23 protein-coding genes are annotated in these 26,416 nt (G+C 44.9%); 13 read left to right on the plus strand and 10 right to left on the minus strand.

What is annotated here, in order from left to right; translation table 11 throughout:
- Window positions 1–151 precede the first annotated feature (151 nt).
- The gene (locus ACZIX4_RS17405; RefSeq protein ID WP_463336917.1) at window positions 152–670 is read left to right on the plus strand and encodes an O-acetyl-ADP-ribose deacetylase; all 519 of its coding nucleotides are present in this window, start codon (window positions 152–154) and stop codon (window positions 668–670) included.
- 5 nt (window positions 671–675) lie between these two features.
- On the opposite strand, the gene ACZIX4_RS17410 is transcribed toward ACZIX4_RS17405, so the two are convergent.
- The 6 genes from ACZIX4_RS17410 to ACZIX4_RS17435 all read right to left on the minus strand — a co-directional run bounded on the left by ACZIX4_RS17410 (window position 676) and on the right by ACZIX4_RS17435 (window position 5,410).
- Window positions 676–1,074 (minus strand): hypothetical protein, encoded by a 399-nt coding sequence (locus ACZIX4_RS17410; RefSeq protein ID WP_463336918.1) that lies wholly within the window; start codon window positions 1,072–1,074, stop codon window positions 676–678.
- Window positions 1,075–1,250: 176 nt separating this feature from the next.
- Window positions 1,251–1,430, minus strand: a complete 180-nt coding sequence (locus ACZIX4_RS17415; protein ID WP_463336919.1) for a GldL-related protein — start codon at window positions 1,428–1,430, stop codon at window positions 1,251–1,253.
- A 4-nt stretch (window positions 1,431–1,434) separates the two neighbouring features.
- The gene (rimK, locus tag ACZIX4_RS17420; RefSeq protein WP_463336920.1) at window positions 1,435–2,802 is read right to left on the minus strand and encodes a 30S ribosomal protein S6--L-glutamate ligase; all 1,368 of its coding nucleotides are present in this window, start codon (window positions 2,800–2,802) and stop codon (window positions 1,435–1,437) included.
- 183 nt (window positions 2,803–2,985) lie between these two features.
- Entirely contained in the window at window positions 2,986–3,483 is a 498-nt protein-coding gene (locus ACZIX4_RS17425) for a hypothetical protein (RefSeq protein ID WP_463336921.1), read from the minus strand.
- A 232-nt stretch (window positions 3,484–3,715) separates the two neighbouring features.
- Window positions 3,716–4,516 carry a hypothetical protein gene (locus ACZIX4_RS17430; protein WP_463336922.1) on the minus strand — a complete coding sequence of 267 codons (801 nt, stop codon included), beginning with the start codon at window positions 4,514–4,516 and terminating at the stop codon, window positions 3,716–3,718.
- A gap of 60 nt (window positions 4,517–4,576) precedes the next feature.
- Window positions 4,577–5,410, minus strand: coding sequence for a UDP-2,3-diacylglucosamine diphosphatase (locus ACZIX4_RS17435; RefSeq protein ID WP_463336923.1), 834 nt, complete (start codon window positions 5,408–5,410; stop codon window positions 4,577–4,579).
- Window positions 5,411–5,577: 167 nt separating this feature from the next.
- Between ACZIX4_RS17435 and aroC the strand changes: the two genes are divergently transcribed.
- From aroC to ACZIX4_RS17455, 4 genes are all read left to right on the plus strand, one after another.
- Window positions 5,578–6,639 (plus strand): chorismate synthase, encoded by a 1,062-nt coding sequence (aroC, locus tag ACZIX4_RS17440; protein WP_463336924.1) that lies wholly within the window; start codon window positions 5,578–5,580, stop codon window positions 6,637–6,639.
- A 160-nt stretch (window positions 6,640–6,799) separates the two neighbouring features.
- Window positions 6,800–8,386 carry a choice-of-anchor J domain-containing protein gene (locus ACZIX4_RS17445; protein ID WP_463336925.1) on the plus strand — a complete coding sequence of 529 codons (1,587 nt, stop codon included), beginning with the start codon at window positions 6,800–6,802 and terminating at the stop codon, window positions 8,384–8,386.
- Between the two features lie 203 nt (window positions 8,387–8,589).
- Complete coding sequence (locus tag ACZIX4_RS17450; RefSeq protein WP_463336926.1) at window positions 8,590–9,507, plus strand: T9SS type A sorting domain-containing protein; 918 nt, start codon at window positions 8,590–8,592, stop codon at window positions 9,505–9,507.
- 132 nt (window positions 9,508–9,639) lie between these two features.
- Entirely contained in the window at window positions 9,640–10,533 is an 894-nt protein-coding gene (locus tag ACZIX4_RS17455; protein ID WP_463336927.1) for an OmpA family protein, read from the plus strand.
- On the opposite strand, the gene ACZIX4_RS17460 is transcribed toward ACZIX4_RS17455, so the two are convergent.
- Both ACZIX4_RS17460 and ACZIX4_RS17465 read right to left on the minus strand, forming a co-directional pair.
- Window positions 10,530–10,901 (minus strand): VOC family protein, encoded by a 372-nt coding sequence (locus ACZIX4_RS17460; RefSeq protein WP_463336928.1) that lies wholly within the window; start codon window positions 10,899–10,901, stop codon window positions 10,530–10,532. The genes ACZIX4_RS17455 and ACZIX4_RS17460 overlap by 4 nt on opposite strands.
- 2 nt (window positions 10,902–10,903) lie before the next feature.
- A complete protein-coding gene (locus ACZIX4_RS17465; RefSeq protein ID WP_463336929.1) occupies window positions 10,904–11,785 on the minus strand; it encodes an AraC family transcriptional regulator in 882 nt (293 codons plus the stop codon).
- Window positions 11,786–12,009: 224 nt separating this feature from the next.
- Here ACZIX4_RS17465 and ACZIX4_RS17470 point away from each other — a divergent pair, with 224 nt between their 5' ends.
- Together ACZIX4_RS17470 and recN are read left to right on the plus strand one after the other, a co-directional pair.
- On the plus strand, window positions 12,010–12,369 hold the full coding sequence (locus tag ACZIX4_RS17470) for a DUF983 domain-containing protein (RefSeq protein WP_463336930.1): 360 nt from the start codon (window positions 12,010–12,012) through the stop codon (window positions 12,367–12,369).
- Between the two features lie 146 nt (window positions 12,370–12,515).
- Window positions 12,516–14,168 carry a DNA repair protein RecN gene (recN, locus tag ACZIX4_RS17475; protein WP_463336931.1) on the plus strand — a complete coding sequence of 551 codons (1,653 nt, stop codon included), beginning with the start codon at window positions 12,516–12,518 and terminating at the stop codon, window positions 14,166–14,168.
- Here recN and ACZIX4_RS17480 read toward each other — a convergent pair.
- Window positions 14,157–14,636 carry a hypothetical protein gene (locus ACZIX4_RS17480; RefSeq protein ID WP_463336932.1) on the minus strand — a complete coding sequence of 160 codons (480 nt, stop codon included), beginning with the start codon at window positions 14,634–14,636 and terminating at the stop codon, window positions 14,157–14,159. The genes recN and ACZIX4_RS17480 overlap by 12 nt on opposite strands.
- 2 nt (window positions 14,637–14,638) lie before the next feature.
- Complete coding sequence (locus ACZIX4_RS17485) at window positions 14,639–15,100, minus strand: hypothetical protein (protein WP_463336933.1); 462 nt, start codon at window positions 15,098–15,100, stop codon at window positions 14,639–14,641.
- Window positions 15,101–15,703: 603 nt separating this feature from the next.
- Between ACZIX4_RS17485 and fabV the strand changes: the two genes are divergently transcribed.
- The 6 genes from fabV to ACZIX4_RS17515 all read left to right on the plus strand — a co-directional run bounded on the left by fabV (window position 15,704) and on the right by ACZIX4_RS17515 (window position 26,317).
- Window positions 15,704–16,897 (plus strand): enoyl-ACP reductase FabV, encoded by a 1,194-nt coding sequence (gene fabV, locus ACZIX4_RS17490; protein ID WP_463336934.1) that lies wholly within the window; start codon window positions 15,704–15,706, stop codon window positions 16,895–16,897.
- A 508-nt stretch (window positions 16,898–17,405) separates the two neighbouring features.
- Window positions 17,406–22,307 (plus strand): Ig-like domain-containing protein, encoded by a 4,902-nt coding sequence (locus ACZIX4_RS17495; protein WP_463336935.1) that lies wholly within the window; start codon window positions 17,406–17,408, stop codon window positions 22,305–22,307.
- A gap of 104 nt (window positions 22,308–22,411) precedes the next feature.
- Complete coding sequence (locus tag ACZIX4_RS17500) at window positions 22,412–23,404, plus strand: glycosyltransferase family 2 protein (RefSeq protein ID WP_463336936.1); 993 nt, start codon at window positions 22,412–22,414, stop codon at window positions 23,402–23,404.
- Complete coding sequence (coaE, locus tag ACZIX4_RS17505) at window positions 23,401–23,994, plus strand: dephospho-CoA kinase (protein WP_463336937.1); 594 nt, start codon at window positions 23,401–23,403, stop codon at window positions 23,992–23,994. The genes ACZIX4_RS17500 and coaE overlap by 4 nt, the downstream gene beginning before the upstream one ends.
- Window positions 23,995–24,096: 102 nt before the next feature.
- Entirely contained in the window at window positions 24,097–25,584 is a 1,488-nt protein-coding gene (locus ACZIX4_RS17510; RefSeq protein ID WP_463336938.1) for a sensor histidine kinase, read from the plus strand.
- Between the two features lie 7 nt (window positions 25,585–25,591).
- Entirely contained in the window at window positions 25,592–26,317 is a 726-nt protein-coding gene (locus ACZIX4_RS17515) for a response regulator transcription factor (RefSeq protein WP_463336939.1), read from the plus strand.
- Window positions 26,318–26,416: the final 99 nt, after the last annotated feature.

The following is a 26,416-nucleotide window of genomic DNA, read 5'->3' on the forward strand; positions in this document are numbered from 1 at the left end:
GTGAAGCTGTTCCCCTCTCTGAGAGGGGTTAGGGGTGTGTTTTTTACCACAACGAACACCAAGGTTTTCACAAAGTTCGCTAAGTATTCGTATTAATGAACACAAAGGCTTTCCTTTGGAAAGCTGAAAAAAACACGAAGTTTTAAAAGTTTTGGCACAGATCAAGCTTATTCAGGGAGATATAACTAAGGTGGCGGTTGATGCGATTGTTAATGCAGCCAATTCCTCATTGCTTGGTGGTGGTGGGGTAGACGGTGCCATACACCGTGCAGGTGGCCCGGAAGTGTTGGAGGAATGCAGGGCAATACGCAACCGTCAGGGCAAATGCAAAACCGGTGAAGCGGTGATTACTACGGCGGGTAAGCTGCCAGCAAAATATGTTATCCATACGGTAGGGCCGGTTTGGAACGGTGGCCATAAAAACGAACCGGCGCTTTTGGCCAACTGCTACAAAAACAGTCTCACTTTGGCAGTAGAAAATGGTGTTACTACCATTGCTTTCCCTAATATCAGTACCGGGATATACGGTTACCCCAAGGAAGGTGCGGCTGAAGTAGCTGTGGGTACAGTTAAAGAATTTCTTTCAGGTAATGGTACCATAGAAGAAGTGACTTTTGTGTGCTTTGATGCAGAGAACTATGATTTATACCAGGCATTACTTGCTGAATAGTTACACTATTTAGCCGGTTCTACTACAAACACCTCGTCTATCCTCCTGAATTTAGGGTTGCTGGCTACGGTAACGCGCTGTATGTAGGAGTGTTCTTTTACCTTGGTGATTTTTACCATCATGGTTCCGGCTTTTTGCAGGGTTTCATTCCGCGCCGATGTAGCCGCAGTAGGGGTAATGGTATAGGTGCAGTCGTCTACCCAAACCACGTCAAAATCGTATACCTCTTCTGCATCCTCCATTTTCTCGGTTTGCTTGTTGCCGTTACGGGTAATGATACTCGTTTTTTTTGTGGCTGGGTCGGTAACCTTAAAGGTACCGTCCTTAAATTTTGCGCAGCCATCCTGGGCGTAGAGCGCTATATTTAGTAGCAGGGCAAAAGCAAAAAGTAACTTTGTCTTCATGGCGGGGAGGGATTATGGGATTAAACCTTTACTGCACGATAAATTTAGGTAAAGCACTTGTTAAAACCAACAGGCAGCTTTGTTAATTAACGTAATACCTTTTGTAAAAATTGTATTACTAAAGCACAAAAGGCCACCCATTACAGGCGGCCTTTCATTATTTTGTGTTGTAACGGTTATCTGTCTTGCTTTCGCAGCAGGTTTATAAAAATAAACACCACGCTTACCAGTATCAGTATACCGCCTGCCATAAGCATATTTTGCCCGCCCGGCCAGTGCATTATCCTGAAGAGGTAGCCCACTACGCTTATCAGCATCCCTACTGCTGCCGGTATTATTATGACGGTTTTATTCATTTATTTATTGCCACTTAAAGTTTTTCTCAATGGCCTTAATCATTTCGCCTGCAATGTCTTTTTGGGTAGCGCCTTCTATGCCCTCAAGGCCGGGAGATGAGTTTACCTCCAGCAGCAACGGCCCTTTAGACGAACGGATAATATCTACACCTGCCACTTTAAGGTTCATGGCTTTGGCTGCTTTTATGGCAATGCGTTTTTCTTCGGCAGTGGCTTTTATAACACTGGCAGTACCGCCCAAGTGGATGTTCGCGCGGAATTCACCCGGAAGTGCTTCACGTTGTATGGAAGCCACCACCTTGCCGTCGATAACAAAGCAACGGATGTCCTTGCCGTTAGCTTCCTTTATAAATTCCTGTACCAGTATGTTGGCATTAAGGCTCTTAAATGCGTTGATAACACTTTCTGCAGCTTTTTTGGTTTCGGCAAGTACCACGCCTTTACCCTGTGTGCCTTCCAGCAGCTTTACAATAAGCGGCGTGCCGCCTACCATTTTTATAAGGTCGTTAGTGTCCAGTGGCGAGTTGGCAAACCCAGTGGTGGGGATGTCTACACCGCTATTTAAGAGTAGTTGTAGCGAATACAGCTTATCGCGGCTCTGGCTTATAGCGGTAGATGAATTAAGGCAGAATACTTTAAGCGCCTCAAAATGGCGGGTTAGGGCACAGCCATAAAACGTCATGCTGGGGCGTATGCGGGGTATTACGGCATCAAAGTCGTTAAGCACACGGCCGCCACGGTAATGTATTTCGGGCTTATCGGCATCCAGCTTCATGTAGCAGTATTTCAGGTTCAGGAAGTGCATTTCGTGTCCGCGCATTTCGCCTGCCTCCATAATACGGCGGTTGCTGTATAATTCCGGGTTGCTGGCCAGTACACCTATGCGCAGACCGCGTTTTTCCTCGTCGCTTTTTTCGTAGTATTCCTTCAGTTTTTCTTTGGTAGGCTGGCCCAGCAGGTATTTCTGCTCAGGGTCTACCAATATGCGTCCGCTCATGGCCTCGCGTCCCAGCAGCATACGGAAACCCATAGAGTCGCGGTTGGTCAGGGTCATTTCTATTTCCCAGTCCTGGTCGCCCACCTGTATACGGGTTTTTATTACGTAGCGCTGCTCGCGGTATCCGCTGCTGCTTTTTACCACGCGCTTGTCTATAAGCGGGGCTTCGCTGTGTATTACCGCCTTGGTATTGTTCTGTATGGGGTGAATGTCAAATTTTACCCAGCTTTCGCCGTCCTTTTCAAAAGGTACAATGTTCAGGGCGTGGAGTGCAGAGGTTTTTGCGCCCGAGTCTACGCGGGCTTTTATAGTAGGTATCCCAAGTTCGGGGAAAGCGCACCATTCTTCGCTTCCTACAATTACTTTTTCGAGCATTTCAGTAAAAAATTGTAAAAACTAATTTACAGCTTTTTTCATTTGGCAGCGAGGGGCGCGGTTTATTTATCATAAATTTAATGTTAGCCCGTTGTAAACTGATTTTCAGGCCTGCATAGCCGTGTAAAAATAAAAATCCCGGCGGCATAGGCCACCGGGACTGTTTTTTGGGGTGTTTTATTCTTAGAATTTGTAGCGGATACCAAGCGCGATGTCCGGACCGAAGTTGTCGCCCCTGTAATCATCGTTAAAGTAAAGTTCCGGCCTGAAGTCAAGTGATAGCTGTAGTGGTATATCAAAGTTATACTCTATACCTATGTCACCGGCTACAAATATAAAGGTACCATCGTCATCATAGTCGTTGGGTCCCGGGCCGTCATAGTCGTGGCTCCATGAACCTACACCACCACCTACACCGGCGTACCAGTCAAACCCGCCTTCTATATTCCATACCCATTGGTATAAACCTGCAAGTTTAAAGGCGTCGTAGTCGTTAGAATTTCTCCATCCAAGGTCAAGTTCCAGCCTGTTGCTGCTTGAAAAGTCTCTTTGGTACGATATTTCTCCACCAAAACCATCGTTATCTCCCAGCCTTAAACCCAGTGCATTCCTGCGGTCCTGTGCTTGTGCGCTTAGTGCAATTCCTGCTAACAAAAACGCTGTAAATAATACTTTTTTCATAATGATCGTAGTCGTTTTATTTTCCTACGTCAAAATTAATACGACTGGTTTCGTAAGAATAGTAGTATGTTAAACTTTTAACAGTTAGATTTTTGTTAAAAAATGTAAGGGCCTTACAACAGGGAGTTTAGGGAGCTTGTAAAAGAAATCAGGGTAATGATAATCGGCTTCAGCATGTTCGGCCAGACTATCATTACCCTGATTTTGTATGAAAATTTATTAAGGTATTTAATTACTCTACGTTATAGGCATCCAGGTTTTCACCCTGCTGGATTGTACCGCTTTGCGGTATAGGTAGCGCTATGCCTAATGAAGACAAATCGGCAAGGGAGTAAGTAATGTAGGTAGATGTATTAACGGCACCTACATTTTTGGCAAAATATTGTGTTGAAGTTACCACATCCTGTTCGGGAAGTAAGGCAAAGTTTAACAGGTCCAGCGATATTTTAAGTTTAAGGGTGGTAACCACCGTTTTTATATCGGTATAGTTTGAACTGTTAATTGCTATGTTGCTAAGGTCTTCGCCGGCGGTAGTTTTTAGCGTATAGGTAAAAGTAAGGGGTAAGCCCTGTACTGTTTGTTGAAACGCTCCTGTAGTAATGCCTATCTGCTGCCCTGTTGTGGCATTGGCATCAAAAAAAGGAAAATCGGTTATGGCAATGCTAAACGGTATCTCTTCAGATACTGCTATAGAAGTGCTCCCCGTAACCAGTAGTTTGCTGCCATCCTGCCTTACTGCATTTCCGCTAAGCGAACCTGAATAGAAACCGGTGGCTGCTGCCAGGGTTTTAAACTTCTTATAGGTGTTGGCGCCTATAACCGTATCATTCGCTACATAAAGCGAGTCGCGCCCCGATGTGTCTACAGAACCCTCAGCACCTGTGGTATTAGTGTCATAAACCCAGTAGTCGCCGTTATCCAGTGGCAGATATACGGCAGTATTGTCGCCTCCGCTGTTGTTATTGTCGTCGCTGCTGCATGAAAAGGCCATTACCGCAACAAGGGCGGCAAGTGTGTAAGCAATTTTTTTCATTAGTGTTAGGGTATATTAAGTTTTGCGCTAATATAACCAACATTTTAAGATATTTACCGATTAATTTTTATTAAAAATAAGCGTGGCTACCAGTTGGTGTTCAAGCTTAAATTCAGGCTCCGGTTCTTCCTCAGTTACCTGTATTTTAGTGGCTTCGTCGGCATAGCGGTATAACTTCCATTTCTTTTTGTGGTACTCCAGTGCGGTAAGGTTTTCTATCCAGTCGCCCGAGTTAAGGTAGGTAACGCTGCCTTTCTTGTTTTCCTTTACGGTCATAGACGGCTCGTGTATGTGCCCGCACACTACGTAATCGTAATTGTTTTCTATGGCAATATCGGCAGCGGTGGTTTCAAAATCCGAGATGAATTTTACTGCCTGCTTTACGCCCGATTTTATCTTTTTGGAAAGCGAATACGGTTCGCGGCCCATTTTTACCAAAATCCAGTTTACAAAACGGTTCAATAATATAAGGTAGTCATAACCCAGGCCGCCCAGCTTTGCAATCCACTTGGCTGAGTTTACCGAGCTGTCGAACACGTCGCCGTGGAAAAACCATGCCTTTTTACCGTCCAGTTCCAGTACCACTTTGTTTACAATGCTGAAGTTGCCCATGGTAGTGTCGGTAAACTTGCGCAGCATTTCGTCGTGGTTTCCGGTAATGTAATATACGCGGGTTCCCTTCGCGGCAAAATCAAGCAGCTTCTTAACGACTTTAAGGTGCGACTTAGGGAAGTAGGATTTGCGGAACTGCCAGATGTCTATAATGTCTCCGTTAAGGATAAGGGTCTTGGGTTTAATACTTGATAAGTAGTGCAGTAGTTCTTTGGCATGGCAACCGTATGTGCCAAGGTGGATATCGGACAATACTACGATATCTACAACTCTTTTTTTCATCTGTCGTGTTTCTTGCAAAATAAGGGTGTAGTTATAATATGTTGGTTGCTATAAGGTTAATAAAATGTTTTGGCAATGCTGTGTTGTATTATGGTATTGTTTCTAAAAATTTTATCCCGAAAAAGGGGCAGTATTTGTTACATTTGTTTAAAATCAATACAGTAAACATGGCAGGCAATACCTACGGCACACTTTTCAGGCTTACAACATTTGGCGAATCGCACGGCGCGGCCATAGGCGGCGTTATAGACGGCTGCCCCCCGGGCATAACGCTGGATATGGATGCCATACAATATGAGCTAAACCGCCGTAAGCCCGGCCAGAGTGCTATAGTAACCCAGCGCAAGGAGCCTGATGAGGTGCAGTTCCTTTCGGGGATATTTGAAGGGAAAACCACCGGTGCCCCTATAGGTTTTATGGTGCCGAATACTAACCAAAAGAGTAACGACTATTCTCATATTAAAGATGTGTACCGTCCGTCGCACGCTGATTATACCTATGATAAAAAATATGGGGTAGGGGTGCGCGACTACCGTGGCGGTGGCCGCAGCAGTGCCCGCGAAACCATAAGCAGGGTAGTAGGGGGTGCTATAGCCCGCCAGGTACTGCCCGGTATTACTATTCAGGCGTATACATCGTCGGTAGGTGATATATTTTTAGAGAAGCCTTACCAGGCAATTGACTTCAGCCTGGTGGAGAGCAATGCCGTACGCTGCCCCGATGCCGAAGTGGCTGCCCGTATGGAAGACTATATTAAGGAGGTGCGAAAAGACGGTGATACCGTAGGCGGCACCGTAACCTGTGTAATAAAGAATGTACCTGCGGGGCTTGGCGAACCGGTTTTTGACAAACTGCATGCCGAACTGGGCAAGGCCATGCTGAGCATTAATGCTGTAAAAGGCTTTGAATACGGCAGCGGTTTTTGCGGTGCCAAAATGCGCGGCAGCGAACACAACGATATTTTTAATGCCGACGGCAGTACTAAAACCAACCTTTCGGGGGGTATACAGGGCGGTATAAGTAATGGTATGGATATTTATTTCAGGGTAGCATTTAAACCTGTGGCTACCATAATGCAGGCGCAGCAAACTATAGACAGCGACGGTAATGTGGTAGAAATGCATGGCAAAGGCAGGCACGACCCCTGTGTAGTACCCCGCGCAGTGCCTATAGTAGAAGCAATGGCGGCGCTGGTACTCGCTGATTTCTACCTTATTTCGGGTTTGTAAGGCGGTTTTTACAAGTTAAAACGGTGTAGTGATGTTAAAATTTTTTCGGTCATATTATTGAAATAGTACATATTACACCAATTTTTTGTATAAATTTAATATAAATAAATTGTAACGTATATATTTTTTATTATTTTTGGGGAAAATAAAAACTATCATCATGAAAAGACATTTACTTCTTTTAAGCATGCTTGGTTTGTGTGGCCTATCTTACGGTCAGGTTGCATTTACTGAGAATTTTGAAGGTGAAACCTTCCCGCCGGATGGATGGGAAGTGATTAACACTAACACTGATCCTGATTATAACTGGTCATTGTTTACAGGTAACAACGCTATAAGCGGAGCCCAGTCTGCAGGTGTGGCATGGGTTGCTGATGATTCTGACGAGTGGCTAATCACTCCAAGCATCGACCTTAGCAATTATACTTCTGCTTACCTTAACTTTACCCTTGTTACAGGTTATGAGTACATGGTAGATCCTAACGATAACGGTGATTTCATCGTTGCTGTTTCTACTGACGGTGGTGAAAACTGGACTGAGCTTTACACTGAAAACGATGAAGGCCTGTTTACAGATTACACTCCGCTTTACAAGCACTTAGACCTTACTGACTATGCTGGTGAAGCTGACGTTAAAGTAAGTTTCCGTTATGTAGCATACGATGCAGACATCGTATTCCTTGACGATGTAAGCATCACTGCATGTGCACCTATTACTAACCTTACTATAAGTGATCTTACAGACAGCTCTATAACAATAGGTGTTGAAGGAGATTCTCCTGCTTACACTGTAGAGTACGGTGAGCCTGGTTTTGAACTTGGTACTGGTACTACTGTAGATGTAGACGGTATAGAGTTTACACTTGACGGCCTTGAAGAAGGTACTGCTTACAACTTCTACATTACTGCTAACTGTAGTGAAACTGCTAACAGCGGATGGGATGGCCCGTATGTATTCTATACAGACCTTCTTTCTCCTGCAAACCTTCCTTACGAGTTTGGATTTGAAGAGCCGGCACTTAACGTTGCAGGTTGGTCAGTAGAAACTGTTAACCCTACAGGTGGTGCATGGAACAGGTATTCTGGTGGTACAGGCCTTCCTGCACAAGACGGTACTTACTTTGCCGGTGCTATAGGTATTGGTGCCCCTGCAGAATCATGGTTATTCTCTCGTGGCCTTAACCTTGTAGGTAACACTACTGTAAATCTTAGCTTCTATGTAATGAATGCTGCACTTGATACTAACGGTAACGGTAACTCTACAAACCTTTGGGTAACTGTAGGTGATGATAACACTCCTGAAGCACAAACTATAGAAGTTGCTGCTGAAGAAGAAGTTACTGATACTGAATTTACTGAAAGGACTTATGAGTTTACAGTTCCTGCTGACGGTGTTTACTACCTAGGTTTCCAATTTACAGGTCCTACTAACACTACTGCCGCACAGAGCGCACTTCTTCTTGATGCTGTAACTGTAACAGGTACTGCCGGTAATGATTCTTTCGAAACTACTAAACTTGCAGTGTATCCTAACCCTGCTTCAAACGTAGTGAACATTTCTAACACTGGTAGCGCACTTATCAACAGCGTTAACATTACTGATATCAACGGCCGTACTGTAAAAGCACTAAGCTTTGATGGTGTAGCTACTACACAAGTAAGCGTTTCTGACCTTGCTACAGGTGTATATATGATGACTATCAACTCTGATAAAGGTTCTGTAACTAAGAAAGTTGTTAAAAACTAATTAGTATACCTTTATAATATACATAAGGCCCCGCCAATGGCGGGGCCTTTTTTTATGCCTTGAGGTCTGGGTTTGATGTCAATTTGTTCCTACCCCTGTTTTTAGTAGGTAATCCAGTTGTTTAGTGCGGTAAACGGCGGTTTCAGGGGTTTTATAAGCGGGTAGTTTTTGTTTCCTTTATAAAAATTAAAACTATCACTATAATGAAAAGATTTTTACTTACGGGCTTAATGATTTTTGCCTTTGTTAGCGCCAATGCCCAACTTACATTTTCTTTTGAAGAAGCCGAAGGGTTTTCTGTTGGGGATATTTCAGGCCAAAGCGATTACTGGGGGGTATTTACTGACACCGACCCTATGGAGGTTTCAGAAGATTACAGTAGTGGCGACGGCCTTAATTCGCTAAAGTTTGCCGCACCTATTACAAATGACTATACGGGCGGTTACCTTTACTTCAACAACCCTTATACTACCTACAGCATTTCTATGGATGTGCTTACCGATGCTTTTGCTACGTCGGGCACAGGTTTCCAGGTTACAGGGCTTAACTATACTTCGGGTACGTATACTACAGCTTCGGCGCTTTATTTCTATTATGCCGATGGCAGTATCTATGTGTTTTATGGCGACGGCGATTCTGACTATGAGTTTATAGGCAATATGGATGCCGAGGTATGGACAAACGTACGTGCAGATTACGATACAGATAACAACGAAATCAACTATTACGTTAACGATGAACTGGTATTTACAACTGCTTTCTATGAAGGTGAAGGTGTTACGGTAAACATGATACAGTTTATAGCTGATGCAGGTACTACTTCGTGGTATATAGATAATGTAGTGGTACAGGAAACTACTACTGCTGCTGCTGTTGCAGATAATACTAAAGCCGTTTTCTCGGTATACCCTAACCCGGCTACAGATGTAGTTAATGTTTCGACAGGTACAGCTACAATCAATGCTGTGTCGTTCACAGATGTTAATGGCCGCGTGGTGAAAACCCAACAGGTAAATACTACTACAGCACAGGTAAGCATAGCCGACCTTGCTGCGGGTGTTTATGTTATGAATATTACTTCAGATAATGGTACGGTGAGCAAGAAGGTGATCAAAAACTAATTGCCGTTTTTATTTTTATATTTTGTCCCCCATGCCTGGCGTGGGGGATTTTTTTATGTTATCATTTTTGTAATACGTAGCGTGTATAATAAAATAAAGTCTATATTCGTTTAGATAAATATTTTAAAGCCCATGAACCGTATTTGTTTTGTACTGCTGTGTTTTTTTGCTGTTGCGGCAGGTTATGCCCAGGAACAGTTTTCGGTATATTTTGAAACCAATAAACACCAGCTCACCACCGCAGAGCAGGCCCGCCTGCGCGAATGGATGGCTTCTAACAAAACATCTAAGATACTTGCCATAAACGGTTATACTGATGAGGACGGCTCTATAGGCCTTAACGATACGCTGGCACAGCGAAGGGTAAGTGTAGTCTATAATATCATTAAGGGCAATGTAAAAATACGCGAGGATTTTAAAACCCGCAGCTTTGGTAAACTGCACAAGCAGGATGCCGTGAAGGCCAAAAACCGTAAGGCTACTATTTACTTTTTGCAGGAGAAAGACCTGGCTAAAGAAAATGAAATATTAGGTATAGTACCTGAACCGGTAAAGCCTGTTGCCTCTGACAAACCTGTTGAGTTCCCGGCTACAATAAAGGTGCCGAACATGCGTGGCGGTTTTGACGATATGAAGCTTGATGTGGCGTTTATGAACCGTATAAACACTGCCAAAACGGGTGAAACCATTGTAATTCCCAACCTGAACTTCCAGGAGAATACCTTTGCTGTAATGGCCGATTCGCGCCCGAGGCTGTACGAACTGCTGGAGGTAATGCGCTCTAATCCGGGCCTTAAAATAAAGCTTCAGGGCCACGTATGCTGTATGACTAAAGACCGCAAAGACCTTTCTACGCAACGTGCCAAAGCGGTAATGATGTTCCTTTTTACAAACGGTATAGAAAAGAGCCGCCTGTCGTTTGAAGGCTTTGGCGTGTCTAAACCTATTTATACCATCCCTGAAAAGACACCTGAAGAACGCGAGGCTAACCGCAGGGTAGAGGTATTTATCATTGCCAATAATTAGTCGCCTACAAGGATGCGGTAACCGTTGTTGTCTTCTATAACAAACTCGCGGCTGCCGTAAGGGCGTAACTCTATGCCTGTGATTATGGTAGCGCCACGGCGTTTTACTTCCGTATAAAAAACATCGATTTCCGGTACCCAAAGGATAAAATCGGGCAGGTCGCCACGGTGTGTGCGGTTAGGCGTATGTGTTTCTGCCTTGCCAAAATGCACTTGGAAACCGTTACGCTGTACCATGCCGTATACAGGTGGTTGCAGTACGGTGGCTATCAGTTCAAATCCCAGTTTTTCGGTATAGTAGTTTACGGTTTCCTGTACATCGGCTACGGCCAGTATGGGAGCACTGCCTATAATTTTGGGTGTTTCCATCATCAGTTTTTTGTATATCGTTTGGCAAAATCGCTCGGGGTTTCGCCTGTTTTGTTTTTAAATACCCTCGAAAAATACGCATAATCCACATAGCCCAGCACTTCGGCTATGCTTTTAAAGTTGCCCCGCCGCAGCACCAGTTCCTTTTTTGCTTCCAGCAGTACGCGGTCCAGTATGGCATCGGTGGCGGTTTTGCCGGTAACGGTTTGCGTTATGCGGTTCAGGTGTCGTGGGGTTATGTGCAGTTTTTCGGCGTAGAAGGCGGGCAGCTTTTCGCGGGTGTAATGCTCCTCCACAAGGGCTTCAAACTGCCTGAATTTTGTATAATAACCGCTGTCGGTATGGCTGGCTTCCTGGTTGCCGGTTTCAGAGAATATCCGTGCAGCATTAATATATACCAGGCTGATGTAACTTAATATTGCGGCTTTTTTCATGTTTTTCCCCAGTGCATCCTCCCTCAATACATTACTAAAATAATAATCCATACGCTCTAATTCCAATCCCTCAAGATATACGCACGGGCTGTTGTGCATGCTAAAAAAGAACGGGAAATCACTCAGCCTGCTACCGGTATAAAACTGCTCGTAATAATCCCGCGTGTGGAAAAAGATGGCCCCCTCGGTATCGGGCGATAGTGTCCAGTGGTGTGTTTGCCCCGGGTTCAGGAAGAACAATGCGCCGGGCTTCACCTCATAATCGGTAAAGTCTATTTCGTGCCGCCCTGAGCCTTTGGTAAACAGTATGGCCAGGTAAAAGTTATGGCTGTGCGGCTCGGCAATGTCTTTATGGCGTGTTTGCAGGTGGTTTTCCAGCGTATTGGTATGGAAATCCTCCTTATCGCCGTGGCTGAACTGGTTTATGTTGAGTACGTGTACGGGTTTCATGGTATGTGTGTGTTGGCCTCACCCCAGCCCGTTCCGTCATTGCGAGGAGGTACGACGAAGCAATCTCATCATTACAAGTTACTTTATAAGATTGCTTCGTTCCTCGCAATGACGGAGCCGTGAGCGGGATTAACAATGTCCTAAAAGTACAAATTATTGCGTAATAAAGCTATTGCCTTGTAGTGTATTCTGTGGGTAAATTTGTATATCAAAATCTTTAAGCTATGTCACAGTTTCACGATATTATAACAGAGAAATGCCCTAAGTGCGGCGAAGGCCAGGTGTTTGAAACCAAAGGCAACATCTTTTTGTTCCAAATGCCTAAAATGCACAAGGAGTGCAGCTGCTGCGGGCACCATTTTGAAAAGGAAACCGGTTACTTTTTCGGATCAATGTACGTAAGCTATGCACTGACCGTAGCAGAAATGATAGCACTGTTTGCTGTAATGCAGTTTTTTACCAAAAGCTCAGGTGCTATGATTAGCGGTGTGGCTGTAATGGCGGTGCTGATGAGTACGTTTAATTTCAGGCTGTCGCGCATGCTGTGGATTTATATGTTTGACGGAAAGGCACGTAGCGTCTAATATTCTTGACACGAATTATACGAATTTTTACTAATTCAATCTTGACAGAAGTTGGTGTAAATTTGTGTGATTCGTGTCAAAGACTTTTCTCCAATTCGTAATTTTAAAAAGGCTATATTTGTGGGGCACTTTGCATCGGAACACTTATGCTGCAAACACTTCAAATAAAGAATTTTGCGCTCATAGAGCACCTTCATATCGATTTTACAGGCAGTTTTTCCATCATTACGGGAGAAACAGGCGCCGGTAAATCCATCCTCCTTGGGGCGCTGGGTCTGGTATCGGGTAACCGTGCCGACCTCGGTTCGCTAAAGGACAAAGAACAGAAATGCGTGGTGGAAGCCCATTTCAAAATTTCGGGGTATAACCTGCGCGATTTTTTTGAGCAAAACGACCTCGACTATGAGGAAGTGACCATCATCCGTCGCGAGATTCTGCCTTCGGGCAAAAGCCGTGCGTTTATAAACGACAGCCCTGTAAACCTTGCCGAGGTGCAGCAACTGGGTGATTTCCTTATCGATATACACAGCCAGCAGCAAACGCGTGAACTGAGCGACGAGCAATACCAGATGCAGATACTGGATGCCGTGGCCGGTAACACTGCGCTGCTTGAAACCTATAAAAAGCAGTTGGCCGCCTATAAATCGGCGCAAACTGCCCTGAAAAAGCTTACCGAACAAAAGGCAACCCTAAACCGCGAACAGGATTACAACACCTTTTTGCTTACCGAACTTGAGGCTGCCAAGCTAAAAGCAGGTGAGCAGGCCGAACTGGAAAGCGAACTGGAGAAGCTAAGCAATGTGGAGTTTATCCGCGAGAATATGGCGAAAGCCATTGCTGTGGCTACTGAAGAGCAGATGGGTGCGGTGCAAAACCTGAAGGAAATACGCCAGGCACTGCAAAAAATAAGCAGCATCAGCGAAGAATATGCGGGGTACTACGAGCGCGTAAACAGCCTTATCATAGAGCTTGACGATATAAGCGAAAGCCTTTCGCAGGGGTATGAAGGCTTGGTGAACGACCCTGAAACATTGGAACAAATCAGCCAGAAACTACAGCTTATTTACGCCCTGCAAAAGAAACACAGCGTGGCTACCGTAGAGGAACTTATTGCCATTTATGAGGAGCTGGGCGAGAAAGTTGGTTTTGTCGAAGGGCTGGATGAAGCCATAGCCGAAAAAGAAGCCGAAGTACAGCGTACCCAGGCTGAAGCCGATGCAACCGCAACCGAACTGCATGAAAAAAGGGTAGGGGCGGTACCGGTACTGGTAGATAAAATCACGGCGATACTGGTGCAGCTGGGCATGCCGAACTCGCGTTTCCGGTTTGATATGGAAATGGGGGAGACGTATTATGCCAACGGTAAGGACAGTATAACGCTGTTGTTTTCTGCCAATAAAGGGACTGATTTCGGGTTGCTGAAAAAGGTGGCTTCGGGTGGCGAGATGTCGCGCATTATGCTTGCGGTTAAGGCCGTACTGGCAACGTACTCAAAATTACCTACCATAATTTTCGACGAAATAGATACGGGTGTATCGGGTGAGATTGCCATAAAAATGGGCGATATCATGAAGGCCATGAGCCGCGATATGCAGGTATTTGCCATAACGCACCTGCCACAGATAGCCTCTAAAGGCGATACCCACTACAAGGTATTTAAGAAAACCCAGGGCGACACCACCGTGAGCGAACTGAAGCTACTTACCGGTGACGAACGTGTACGCGAAATAGCTGAAATGCTGAGTGGTAAGGATGTAAGCGAATCGGCGCTGACGCATGCCAGGGCGTTATTGGGGTAAAGACCGTTTTATTTTCCGGGCACGGTTTGTTATGGGAATAACAATAGCAATTGTGATAAGGTATGTTATAATCAAAAGGACAAACGGGCTTGCCAGGGGTATAAAAACTTCGGGTATCCCTTCGGAAAAGTAAATCATTAAATAAGAATAGAACAGGTTGAAAAGCCTTGGGGTGAGATAGCACAGCTGTAGCGTTAATATCCCTGATAGTAAACGGCTTTTCGGTGTATCTAATAAGATTTCTTTTTTTGTGCATACCATAGCCAGTGACAAACCTAAAGGGATGATGGCCCCCGTAACTATACCCGACAAAATTATAGCGGTGAAATTTTGAAGATGAATCAGGTACTTAAAGGTGAGCAATACAATAATTGATATGACTATGGCTGCTACATAATACCGCGCAAACCATCCCTTGGGGTTATATGCTTTCGGTAAAAACTCGTCTTCATTTAATAGGTCGTTCATGGTTAGCCTTGTTTTCGTTTTCTTAAAATACGCTTTATAATATAATGGATGATGAGTGCTGTAATAGCATAATTTACGGTATACATAAGGAATATTCCTGCTACTACCCCCGTTAAATCTATGATTTTCACTTCATGTGTAAAATGGGCTATCATTGCAAGCGTCATAAATGCCAGGTATGAGGCTATATACACCAGACCGATGCCGTAGTTCCGGCTTTCCGGTTTAGTACTGTACATTTCTTTTTTAGTGAAAACGGCGAACACCGAAAACAACGGGGCACTAATAAAAACACAGATGCACAGTATGGGATTAATCAGGTCGGGGTAATAAATTTCAAATACCTTAGTCGAGTAAAGACAGGCAATATTAAAGCAGGCTGACAGTGCCGAAAACAGTATAAAATTTTTCCACGGATTATACTCTTTCGGTAAAAACTCGTCTTCGTTTAGTAGGTCGTTCATGTCTGTCTTTGGGAATTATGATGAAAGTAAACGATTCCTTATTTGTTTACGGCGTACTCTTGGCAGTATTATGGCTATAGTTATAAGGTATGTAAAAAGATACTGGATTATAATACTTTGAATTTTCTTTGACAGAATAGTACCAACAGTTAGCCTGATTGCAGCATCAGATATCAAAAAGATTATTACAACTATAAAAATAGCAAAAGCGATTTTGTTTAATTTCACTTTGTAAATTTCCCGGTTACTGGAAACCATAATATGGCAAAACACTGTAGGTACTATCATCAATACCCCGGCAATAATTATGGGAATGAATATGAATCCCCCTGCATTTGCTTTATAAAATGCCTCGTAAGTATAGTGGAGGAACCAAAATGAAAGCTGGCTACACATCGCAGCAATAATATAGGACACTAAAAAATATTTTTGCGGGTTGTATTCCTTTCGTATAAATTTTGGGTTAGTGTTACGTTGATCCATGGTTGGCAAATTAGTTTATTGGCTAAAATTACAGAATATAGAGCATAGTTATTTTAGTTTTTTATCTTTGCTTACCTTAAAACGATAAATATCAATTAACAAATACTGAATAAAACAGTTATGATTATAGAACCAAGGATGCGCGGCTTTATATGCCTTACTGCCCACCCGGCGGGTGCTGCGCAAAGCGTAAAGAACCAGATTGCTTACGTAAAATCACACGGTGAAATAGCCAACGGCCCTAAAAAAGTACTTGTTGTGGGCGCTTCTACAGGCTTTGGCCTTGCTTCACGCATTACTGCGGCTTTTGGCAGCAATGCAGCTACCGTGGGTGTTTTCTTTGAAAAAGAGCCTGCTGAAGGCAAAACTGCTACTGCAGGCTGGTACAACAGCGCCGCTTTTGAAAACGAAGCACACGCTGCAGGCCTGTATGCAAAAAGCATCAATGGCGACGCATTTAGCAACGAAGTCAAGCAACAGGCCATAGATATTATTAAAGCCGACCTGGGCCAGGTAGACCTTGTGGTGTACAGCCTTGCGTCTCCGGTGCGCCAGCATCCGGTAACGGGTGTGCTGCACCGCAGTGTGCTGAAGCCTATCGGTGGTGTGTTCAGCAACAAAACGGTAGATTTCCACACCGGTAAAGTATCTGAGGTTACCATACAGCCGGCGGTTGAAGGTGATATAGAAAATACCGTTACCGTTATGGGCGGCGAAGACTGGGCTATGTGGATTGATGCGCTTAAAGAAGCGGGTGTACTTGCCGAAGGCGCTACCACAGTGGCGTACTCGTACATAGGGCCATCGGTTACTGAGGCGGTGTACCGTAAAGGTACCATAGGCCAGGCTAAAGACCACCTTGAGGCTACGGCATTTGAAATCAGCGACAGCCTGAAGGATATTAACGGTAAAGCATATGTATCGGTAAACAAGGCGCTGGTTACGCAGGCGAGTTCGGCCATACCGGTTATCCCGCTATACATATCGTTACTGTATAAGACCATGAAAGAATTGGGCCTACACGAAGGCACCATAGAGCAGATAGACCGCCTGTACCGCGAAAGGCTGTACACCGGTGGCGAAGTGCCTGTAGATGATAAGGGCCGCATCCGTATAGACGACTGGGAAATGCGTGATGACGTACAGGCTAAGGTAAGCGAGCTTTGGGAAAAAGCCGATACCGAAAACCTTGCCGAACTGGGCGACCTTGAAGGCTACCGTAAGGATTTCTACAACCTGTTTGGCTTTGAAATTCCGGGTGTGGATTATACCGCCGATACCAATGAGGTTGTTAAAATAGAAAGCATAGGCTAATATCTTCTTAGCGAATATAAAGTGGGGCTGTTTCATTACGGTTTTCCATTTCGACGATAGGAGAAATCTCAGGTTATATACGAGATTTCTCCACTCCGCTGCGCTGCGGTCGAAATGGAAGACATGATGAAGCAGCCTTTTTTATTTGGTACAATTTGTTAAAATGCAATCAGCAGATTGTATGTTAATCTAATATGAATAATTGAAAAATGCTGTTGTACGGATGGGTTATACTTGTAACTTTTTAACAGTAAAAAAAGTGTAATACCTACAATTAAGCTAATAAATGCAGGTATTAACACACTTTTTGTAATATTTAGCGTCAGAAGGTTGTGATTTAATAATGTTAAATTAACATAATTAGTCTTTATGTTTTAAAGAATACAGCGTGTATTTTAATTATTGCTTCTTTATTTAACATTTGGAGTTTAATTTTTTCAAAAGAATTGCGAAAAATTCAAATTTATCATTAATTTAATATATTTAGTGAAAATTAAATGACAGTTAAATGAAAAAAATTACTTTATTGCTTGCTTTGATGCTGGTTTTTATAACCGGCTATGGGCAAGTAAGTTACACGTACGGTTGGGAGCCAACCGGACTCGGTAACTGGAATGGAACCAGCGGCTCTGCCGGTGGGTTCACCAGGAATACGAATACCCCCTGTGCAGGTACTGCTTCAGTAAGGGCAAATGCGTATTATGGCCTTGCGAGTATTTTGCGTTCACCAAACCTTGGTACTTCAAACGGTGGGCAAATTACCCTTAACTACAGCTACAAGGTTACGCAGTTTTCTGATAATACCATCGGCGCTCCTGTTACCGAGGTAAACCTTTTAGTGCAGTATGCTTCATCTGCAGACGGCCCGTGGACAACCGTGCAAACCATAGACAGTTCTAACCACACGGTAGCGACTACCTGTGCTCCGAAGACTGTAAACTTTACACCGGGCTTCGGCGATTTATACATCCGTTTTGTGTGTACTGCCGTAGGTGAAGACAGTGACCTTCGTTACTATTTTGACGAAATAGACATTAGCCAGGGTGCAGGCCCTACCTGCGTACCGCCAACGGCGCTTGTATCATCTGCTGTAACAGACGGTACCGCTACCATAGGATGGACAGCACCTGCAAGTGCACCGTCTGAAGGGTATCAATATGTGTACTCTACCAGCAGTACTGCCCCTACAGGCGCAGGTATCCCTGCAAGCGGTACATCGGCTAACCTTACCGGCCTTTTGGCAAATACCCAGTATTACTTTTGGGTAAGGAGCAGCTGTGGCGGTGGCGATTTCAGCCCGTATACTGCTTCGGGTACATTTACTACCCCGTGTAGCCCTACGGCTATTACCTACAACCAGGGCTTTAACGCTACTACGCAACCGGCATGCTGGACAAAGCAAAACGTAGCGGTACAAACTTCATCGTACATCAGCTTTGTTACTTCAGGCCTTTATCCTACTACAACCCCGCAAGAGGGTAGTGGCTATGTACTTTACAACTCGTACAATGCCAGTGCAGGTTCTGAAGAAAGGCTTATCAGCGCGCCGCTTTCATCTACGGGTGTAAACAGCGTGGATGTAGAGTTCTACTGGTTCCAGCTGAACGGTTCTGATTACAACTCGGGTAACTACCTTAACGAAGGTGTTACCGTACAATATTCTACAGATGGTGGTGCTAACTGGGCAAATGCAGGTGGTTTTATACCAAGGCATGTAGCTACAGCCCCATCGGCAGGAGAATGGTCTAAAAAAACGGTAACGCTTCCTGTGGCTGCCGCTAACCAGGCCAACTTCCTTGTAGCGCTTAAATTCCATTCGGAATACGGCTACAACATGTATGCAGACAACCTTACGGTTAAAGCTACACCGGCATGTGTAAACCCTACAGCACTTACCCTTGTAAGCGCAGGTGAAAACAACATCAACATTTCTTGGACTGCATCTGTGTCGGCTCCGGCTAACGGATACCAGTACTATGTAGGTACAACGGCTACTGCCCCTACGGCTGCAACAACTGCTACAGGCAGTGTAGGTGCGGGTGTGGTAACGGCTAACATAGGTTCGCTTACGCCAAGTACAGGCTACTATATATGGGTGCGTTCTAATTGCGGTACGGATTCGTACAGCGAGTGGGCAGGCCCTATCATTGCAGGTACGCTTTGCGATGCCGGTGAGGTACTTACCACAACCCCGGGTACACTATGTGGCCAGGGTAACGTAGCATTGGCCGCTACAGGAAACACAGGTGCGGTACTTAACTGGTATGCTGCTGCTACAGGCGGTGCTATACTGGGTACAGGTGCTACTTTTAATACGCCGCTTATTACACAAACCACTACATACTATGTAAGTTCGGGTAACATTACCCCTAACAGCACTGCTGTAGTAGGTGCCGGTAACTCTACAAGTACCAGCGGTGGTATATCTCCGTACTACCACGGATGGGGCGGTGTTAAAACACAGTATATCATAAGGGCTTCAGAGCTACAGGCGGCAGGTATTGCACCGGGCGCTATAAACTCTGTAGGCTTTACCATAACTTCATTAGGCACACCTACGCTAAACAGCTTTGCGATAAGCATGGGCGCTACTACCCAAAACGTGGCTACCACTACGCACGTAGACGGCCTTACGCCGGTATACAGCAACGCTGCGCAAACGCTTACAGCAGGTCTTAACAACTACACGCTTACATCTCCATTTACATGGGATGGTACCAGCAATATCGTAGTACAGGTATGTTATAGCAACGTAAACTATGGTGATACATCATCTGGTGTGCAGTATGACGATCCGGGCTTTGTATCAACTACGTATACGTATGCCGATAACCAGGCTGCTTCAGCTATTTGTGCTACCCTTACAGGTGGTGTAAACGGTTCGGGCAATACCCTTGCGGCAAACGGCAGGGCAAAAATGACCTTTAACGGTACTACTATTTGTAGTGGTGCACGTACACCGGTTATCGCTACCATTACTACAGCGCCAGCTATAACTGCTGCTGTAAGCCAGGCTACCGTATGTGCGGGTCAGTCTACAAACCTTTCGGTGACCAGCGACAACGCAGATTACACCTATACATGGATGCCGGGCAACCTTACAGGTGCTGCACAAACGGTATCTCCTACAGAGACTACAACGTATACTGTAACGGCTACAGACAACGTTAGTGGCTGTGTTACTACTGCTAACGTGGCAGTAGTTGTAAACCCGCTACCTTCTGCACTTACTGTAGCAGCTACAGGCAGCACGGTATGTGCCGATGCTATACTTCCGCTTACTGCCACCGGCGGTACAAATGGCGGATTGGTTACCCTTGGTACAGCAACTACGCTTACAGGCGATACAGAACAGCCTACGGCATTTTGTAACCGTTGGCCAAACTACTGGTCACAAACTATATACACTGCTGCCGAGCTTACTGCTGCAGGCGTTCAGGCAGGGCAGATCACCTCAATAGCTTACAACGTGGCTACATTGGGTAGTGCTGCTACCAATGCTAACTTTACTGTGAAGATAGGTACTACCACACTTGCTGCATTTGCAGATACCAACTATCTTGCTACTACAGGCTATACTACAGTATATGGCCCTGTAACCTATACGCACACGGCTACAGGTTGGCAGGTAATCAACTTCAGTACGCCTTACGTATGGGATGGTGTGTCTAACATTGTTATTAACGTAACCATGGACGGCGCCGACTCTGCAAACAATACGCAGACGTATTATACTGCGACTACTAACAATACCGTACTTTGGAAATACAGCTACAGCGGTACTACCACAACCGGTACTACATCGCCTAAGAGGGCAAACATAAGGTTTAACAACGTGGTGAATAACCCTGTAACATGGACTCCTGCCGAAAACCTTTATACCAATGCTGCTGCTACTGTACCTTATGTAGCAGGAACAGCAGCGGGTACAGTATACTTTAAGTCGGTTACTGCCGGTGCTGCCAGCTACACTGCTACAGCTACTGCCACAACCGGATGTACTACTACAGCTGCCGTAGCCCTTACGGTAAATGCTACCGCTGCACCTACAGTGGCTGCCCCTGCGGTAACCTTCTGTAACGCAGCTACCGTAGCTGAGCTTGCAGCTGAAGGTACTGCTATACAATGGTATACTACTGCTACAGGCGGTACAGCGCTTACTGCTGCTACAGGCCTGCAATCTACTACCTACTATGCTTCACAGACTGTGAATGGCTGCGAAAGCCTTACCAGGGCTGAGGTTGCCGTAACGGTTAACGTTACTGCTGCCCCAACTGCTGAAACTGACCAGTTATTCTGTAACTCAGCTACACTGGCTGATATCGTTATTGAAGGCGATAACATACTTTGGTATACTACTGCCGAAGGTGGTGAAGCCCTTGCTGCTGATGCTGCCATTATCACAGGTGCTTACTTTGCAAGCCAGACTATAGACGGCTGTACAAGTGCTACACGTAAGCAGGTGAACGTAACTGTGACGGTTACTCCTGCACCACAAGCGGGTGAAGAACAGGTATTCTGTAATGCTGCTACCGTTGCCGATATTGATGTAAGCGGTACCGATGTACAATGGTATACTACTGCCGAAGGTGGTGAGGCACTTGCTGCCGGTGCTGCCCTTGAAAGCGGTATTTACTATGCGAGCCAAACGGTTAACAACTGCGAAAGTGCTGAGCGTACTGCGGTAGGTGTAATCATCAACGCTATTGAGGTGCCTACTACAGCTGATATTATGTCTTGTGACAGCTATGTGCTACCGGAACTTCCTGAAGGTGTAACATACCATACTTTTGCACAGGGTGGTGGTGAAGCAATACCAGCCGGTACTACTATAACCGAAACTACTGTACTGTATGTATTTGCACAGGTAGGCCAGTGTACTGCCGAAGGTTCGTTTACAGTAACCATTACCGAAACACCGGTTATCACTGCTGTATCACCTCAGTCAGTAAGTACTACTAACGATGTTGCTACGGTTGCAGATATCGTTGCTAGTTCTGAAGTGGAAATTACATGGTATGCTACCGAGGCTGATGCTATGGCGCAAACTAACCCGCTTGCCATTACTACAGAGGTTGTAGCCGGTACTACGTACTATGCTGCAGCTGCTTCAGGTACTTGTGTGGCATATGCTTCGGTAATGGTGAGTGAAGTACTTGGTAACGACAAGTTCGATGTCCGCAACTTTGCGTACTACCCGAACCCGGTTAACAACGAGCTGAACATTAAGTACAGCGCCGATATTACATCGGTAGAAGTATACAACCTGCTGGGCCAGCTGGTACTTGGCACTACGCCAAATGCTGCTGCTGTGAAGTTAGATACTAACAAGCTTGCCGAAGGTACCTATGTGGTAACCGTGAAGGCGGGTGCTGTAAACCACACGTTCAAGATTGTGAAAAAACGGTAATATTTTTAAGTAGAAAACTTAAATTATCTTTAATAAAAACGGAAAGCCGCCAATTTTGGCGGCTTTCTTATTTAGAAAGAGTATCTTTGTTAAAAAAGGATTGCATGTTTTATTCGCTGATAATACCGGTATACAACAGGCCGGATGAAATTGACGAATTGCTGGATAGCCTTACCCGGCAGGACTACACCGCCGACTATGAAGTGGTGGTGGTAGAAGACGGGTCTACGGTACCCTGTGGCGATATTATTGTAAAGTATAAGGACGTACTGAATATTTCCTATTTCTATAAGCCGAACAGCGGCCCCGGCGATTCACGCAACTACGGTATGGGCGTAGCCAAAGGCGACTACTTCATTATATTAGATTCAGACTGCCTGCTGCCGCCACATTACCTGAGCAGCATAGACAACAGCCTTACGGCGCACTATGTAGACTGCTTTGGCGGTGCCGATGCCGCGCTGGACAGCTTCAGCGATGTGCAAAAGGCCATCAACTTTGCCATGACCTCATTCCTTACTACAGGTGGCATAAGGGGCAAATCAGAAAAAATAGAAAAATTCCAGCCGCGCAGCTTCAATATGGGCATCAGCAAGAAAGCCTTTGAAGCATCGCACGGTTTTGGGCACATACATCCCGGCGAAGACCCCGACCTTTCTATAAGGCTGTGGAAGCTGGGCTTTGAAACCCGCTTATTTGCCCACTCGTACGTGTACCACAAGCGCCGTATCGACTGGCAGAAGTTTAACAAGCAGGTAAGCAAGTTCGGTAAGGCACGCCCTATATTAGACAAGTGGCACCCGGAGTACAAGAAGATAACCTTCCTGTTCCCTACGGTGTTCATGCTTGGGCTATTTACCGCTGTATTATTGGCTTTCGCAGGTATTTCGTTTTTATTGTACCTGTATATTGCCTATTTTGTAGCAGTATTGGTATTGGCTACAGCCAAAAACGGTATTAAGGTAGGCTTCCTGGCGCTGGTAGCGGTGTTTATGCAGTTTTACGGTTACGGCTTCGGGTACCTGGAGTCGTTTGTAAAGATACACCTGCTTAGGCAGCCGCCAAAAGAGGCATTCCCAGAACTATTTTTCAAATGAAAACAAAGGTAATAGGGCTTACAGGTGGCATAGGCAGCGGAAAAACTACCGTAGCCAAACTATTTGAAGCACTGGGCGTACCGGTATATTATGCCGATGACGAAGCCAAAAAAATATTGTACCTGCCGCAAGTAGTGGAAGAACTTACTGCTGCTTTTGGCGAAGATATATTGCAAAACGGGCAGCCCGACCGCGCCCGCATAGCAGCGCTTGTGTTTAACGATAAGGAGAAACTGGCGACATTAAATAGTATCATCCACCCGCGGGTAGGGGAGCATTTCGGCAACTGGGTAAAAAGTCACGACACATATCCCTTCGTGATAAAGGAAGCCGCAATACTCTTTGAGAGTGGGAGTTATAAGTTGTGCGATGCCGTAATACTTGTTACCGCCCCGCAGGAAGAACGCATAAGCCGCGTTATGGCCCGCGATGGCGTAACCCGCGAGCAGGTGTTACAGCGCATGCAAAACCAATGGACAGACGGACAAAAGAAGCCGCTTAGTCAATTTATAATTGAAAACACTACAACACAGGCAGCTATGGCTCAGGCACAGGAGATTTTTAATTTTCTGAATATAATTGAAAAATAATGCCTGCTGTTAATATTTGGTTAATGGTTTTAAGCCGTAAGTGTTAAAATGTTAATTTTGTAAATGATGAACAAAACCAGGTTTAGATTGTTGGTAATTTTTATGAGCCTATCGTTATTAGGCATAATAGTTGTACAATTATACTGGGTAGATACATCGCTTAAAAATAATGACGAACAGTTCCGTTACCACATACAGCAGGTGCTGGGCAGGGTATCGGGCCAACTGGAGCAGCTGGAGACTGAAGAGTTTTATAAGGTATACCGCAAGTATGCCGACAGTATAGGCAAAGACCCGTCGCGGGCCGATATGCGAAGGCTGTACGACAGGCAGAACCAGCAGAACTCAGGCAACGTGGTATACTCAGGGCAGCTCACACCGCCCGATTTTGACGATATGCTCTTTGATAAAGCGGAAGTAGAGGCGTACATGAAGCGCAAAAGCAGCAAGCATCCTGTAAAACAAAACGGGGAACCTTCTGCCGAGCAGGCTGATGCCGACCGCCTTGTGAACTTCCAGATGGAAACGTTCCTGAAGGATTTCAGGGAGTATTACGGACTTGATACCTGGCTTAGTTCGCAACGGCTGAAAGAAATTATAGCCCGCGAACTGATACAGAGCGGTGTAGATACGCCGTTTGAGTTTGGCATCTATTACGGTGGCATGCCCACACGTATATCATCGGGAGGGTTAAGCCACGAACCGTCGATAAACGAGCACGTGCTCTTTGAAAATACCAACGGTTTTTCTAATTACCGTTTGTTTATAAGCTTCCCGCAAAAGGAAAAGTACCTGTTGTCTTCTATACTGGGCATCACCATGCTGTCGCTGGTATTTACGCTGGTAATCATTATTGCTTACCTGAGCGCCATAAACCAGCTGATAAAGCAGAAGAATATATCGGAAATAAAAACCGATTTTATAAACAACATGACCCACGAGTTTAAAACGCCTATAGCTACCATAAACCTGGCGCTGGATGCGATAAAGAACCCGAGGATTTTTGAAGACAAGGAACGGGTGCAGTATTACCTGCAAATGATACGCGAGGAGAACAAGCGTATGCACAGCCAGGTAGAAAATGTATTGCAGATTTCGAGGCTGGACAGGAGAGAATTAGATATTTCCAAGGAAGCCTCTGATGTAAATGACATCCTCGAAAACGCTATAGAGCACGTTTTATTGCTCATAGAAAACAGGGATGGCGTTTTAACACGGCACTTTAGTGCGCTGAGAACCACGGCTTTGTTAAATGATGTTCATTTTACTAACGTAATTGTTAATATTTTAGACAATGCAATCAAATATTCTCCCGATAAACCCGTTATAGATATTTACACGGAGAATGTTAAAGATTTCATTTTGATAAAAATAAAAGACCAGGGTATGGGAATGGGAAAGAATACCCAGAAACTGATCTTCGAAAAATTTTATCGCGAGCATACCGGCGACCGCCACGATGTAAAAGGACACGGACTGGGACTGGCCTACGTAAAGCGCATTATAGACGACCATAATTGCCACATATACGTAGAAAGCGAGAAAGGGAAAGGCAGTACCTTTATTATAAAAATGCCACTAATAAATTAAAAAAAATATGGAAGAAGTAAACAAAAAAATTCTTTTAGTGGAGGATGACCCAAACTTTGGGGCTGTACTAAAAGATTACCTGCTGATTAACGATTTTGACGTAACCCTTGCCAAAAATGGTATGGAAGGGTTTGAAAAGTTTAAAAAAGATAATTATGACCTGTGCATACTGGATGTAATGATGCCTTATAAGGACGGTTACACCCTTGCCAGGGAAATCAGGGAAAAAAACAAGGATGTGCCTATTATTTTCCTAACAGCTAAGTCTATGAAGGAAGACGTGCTGAAAGGTTATAAGGTAGGTGCCGACGATTACCTGAACAAACCGTTTGACTCTGAAGTGCTGCTGATGAAAATCAAGGCAATCATCCAGAGGAAATCAAGCGAAACCAAAACGGACAACTCTAAATTTGAGTTCCAGATTGGTAAGTTCCACCTTAACTCTAAGCTGCGTTTCCTAACCTTTGAAAACGAAGAGCCTATAAAGCTTTCGCCAAAGGAAAACGAACTGCTTAAAATGCTTGCCCTGCACGAGAATGACCTTATGCCGCGTGAGCTTGCCCTAACCAAAATATGGAGGGACGACAACTACTTTACATCACGCAGTATGGACGTGTACATTGCCAAGCTGCGCAAGTACCTGAAACCGGATGATGAGGTAGAAATCCTGAACATACACGGTGAAGGCTTCAGGCTGGTTGTAAAAAATAAAGTAGCTGCAGAAGAGAAGTAACAAAACGAAAACCTATTAAAAACCTTCGTTCCTATAGCAGGGACGGAGGTTTTTTTGTTTTCACATTTTCCATTTCGACGATAGGAGAAATCTCAAGGA

Source organism: Flavobacterium niveum, from assembly GCF_055231775.1.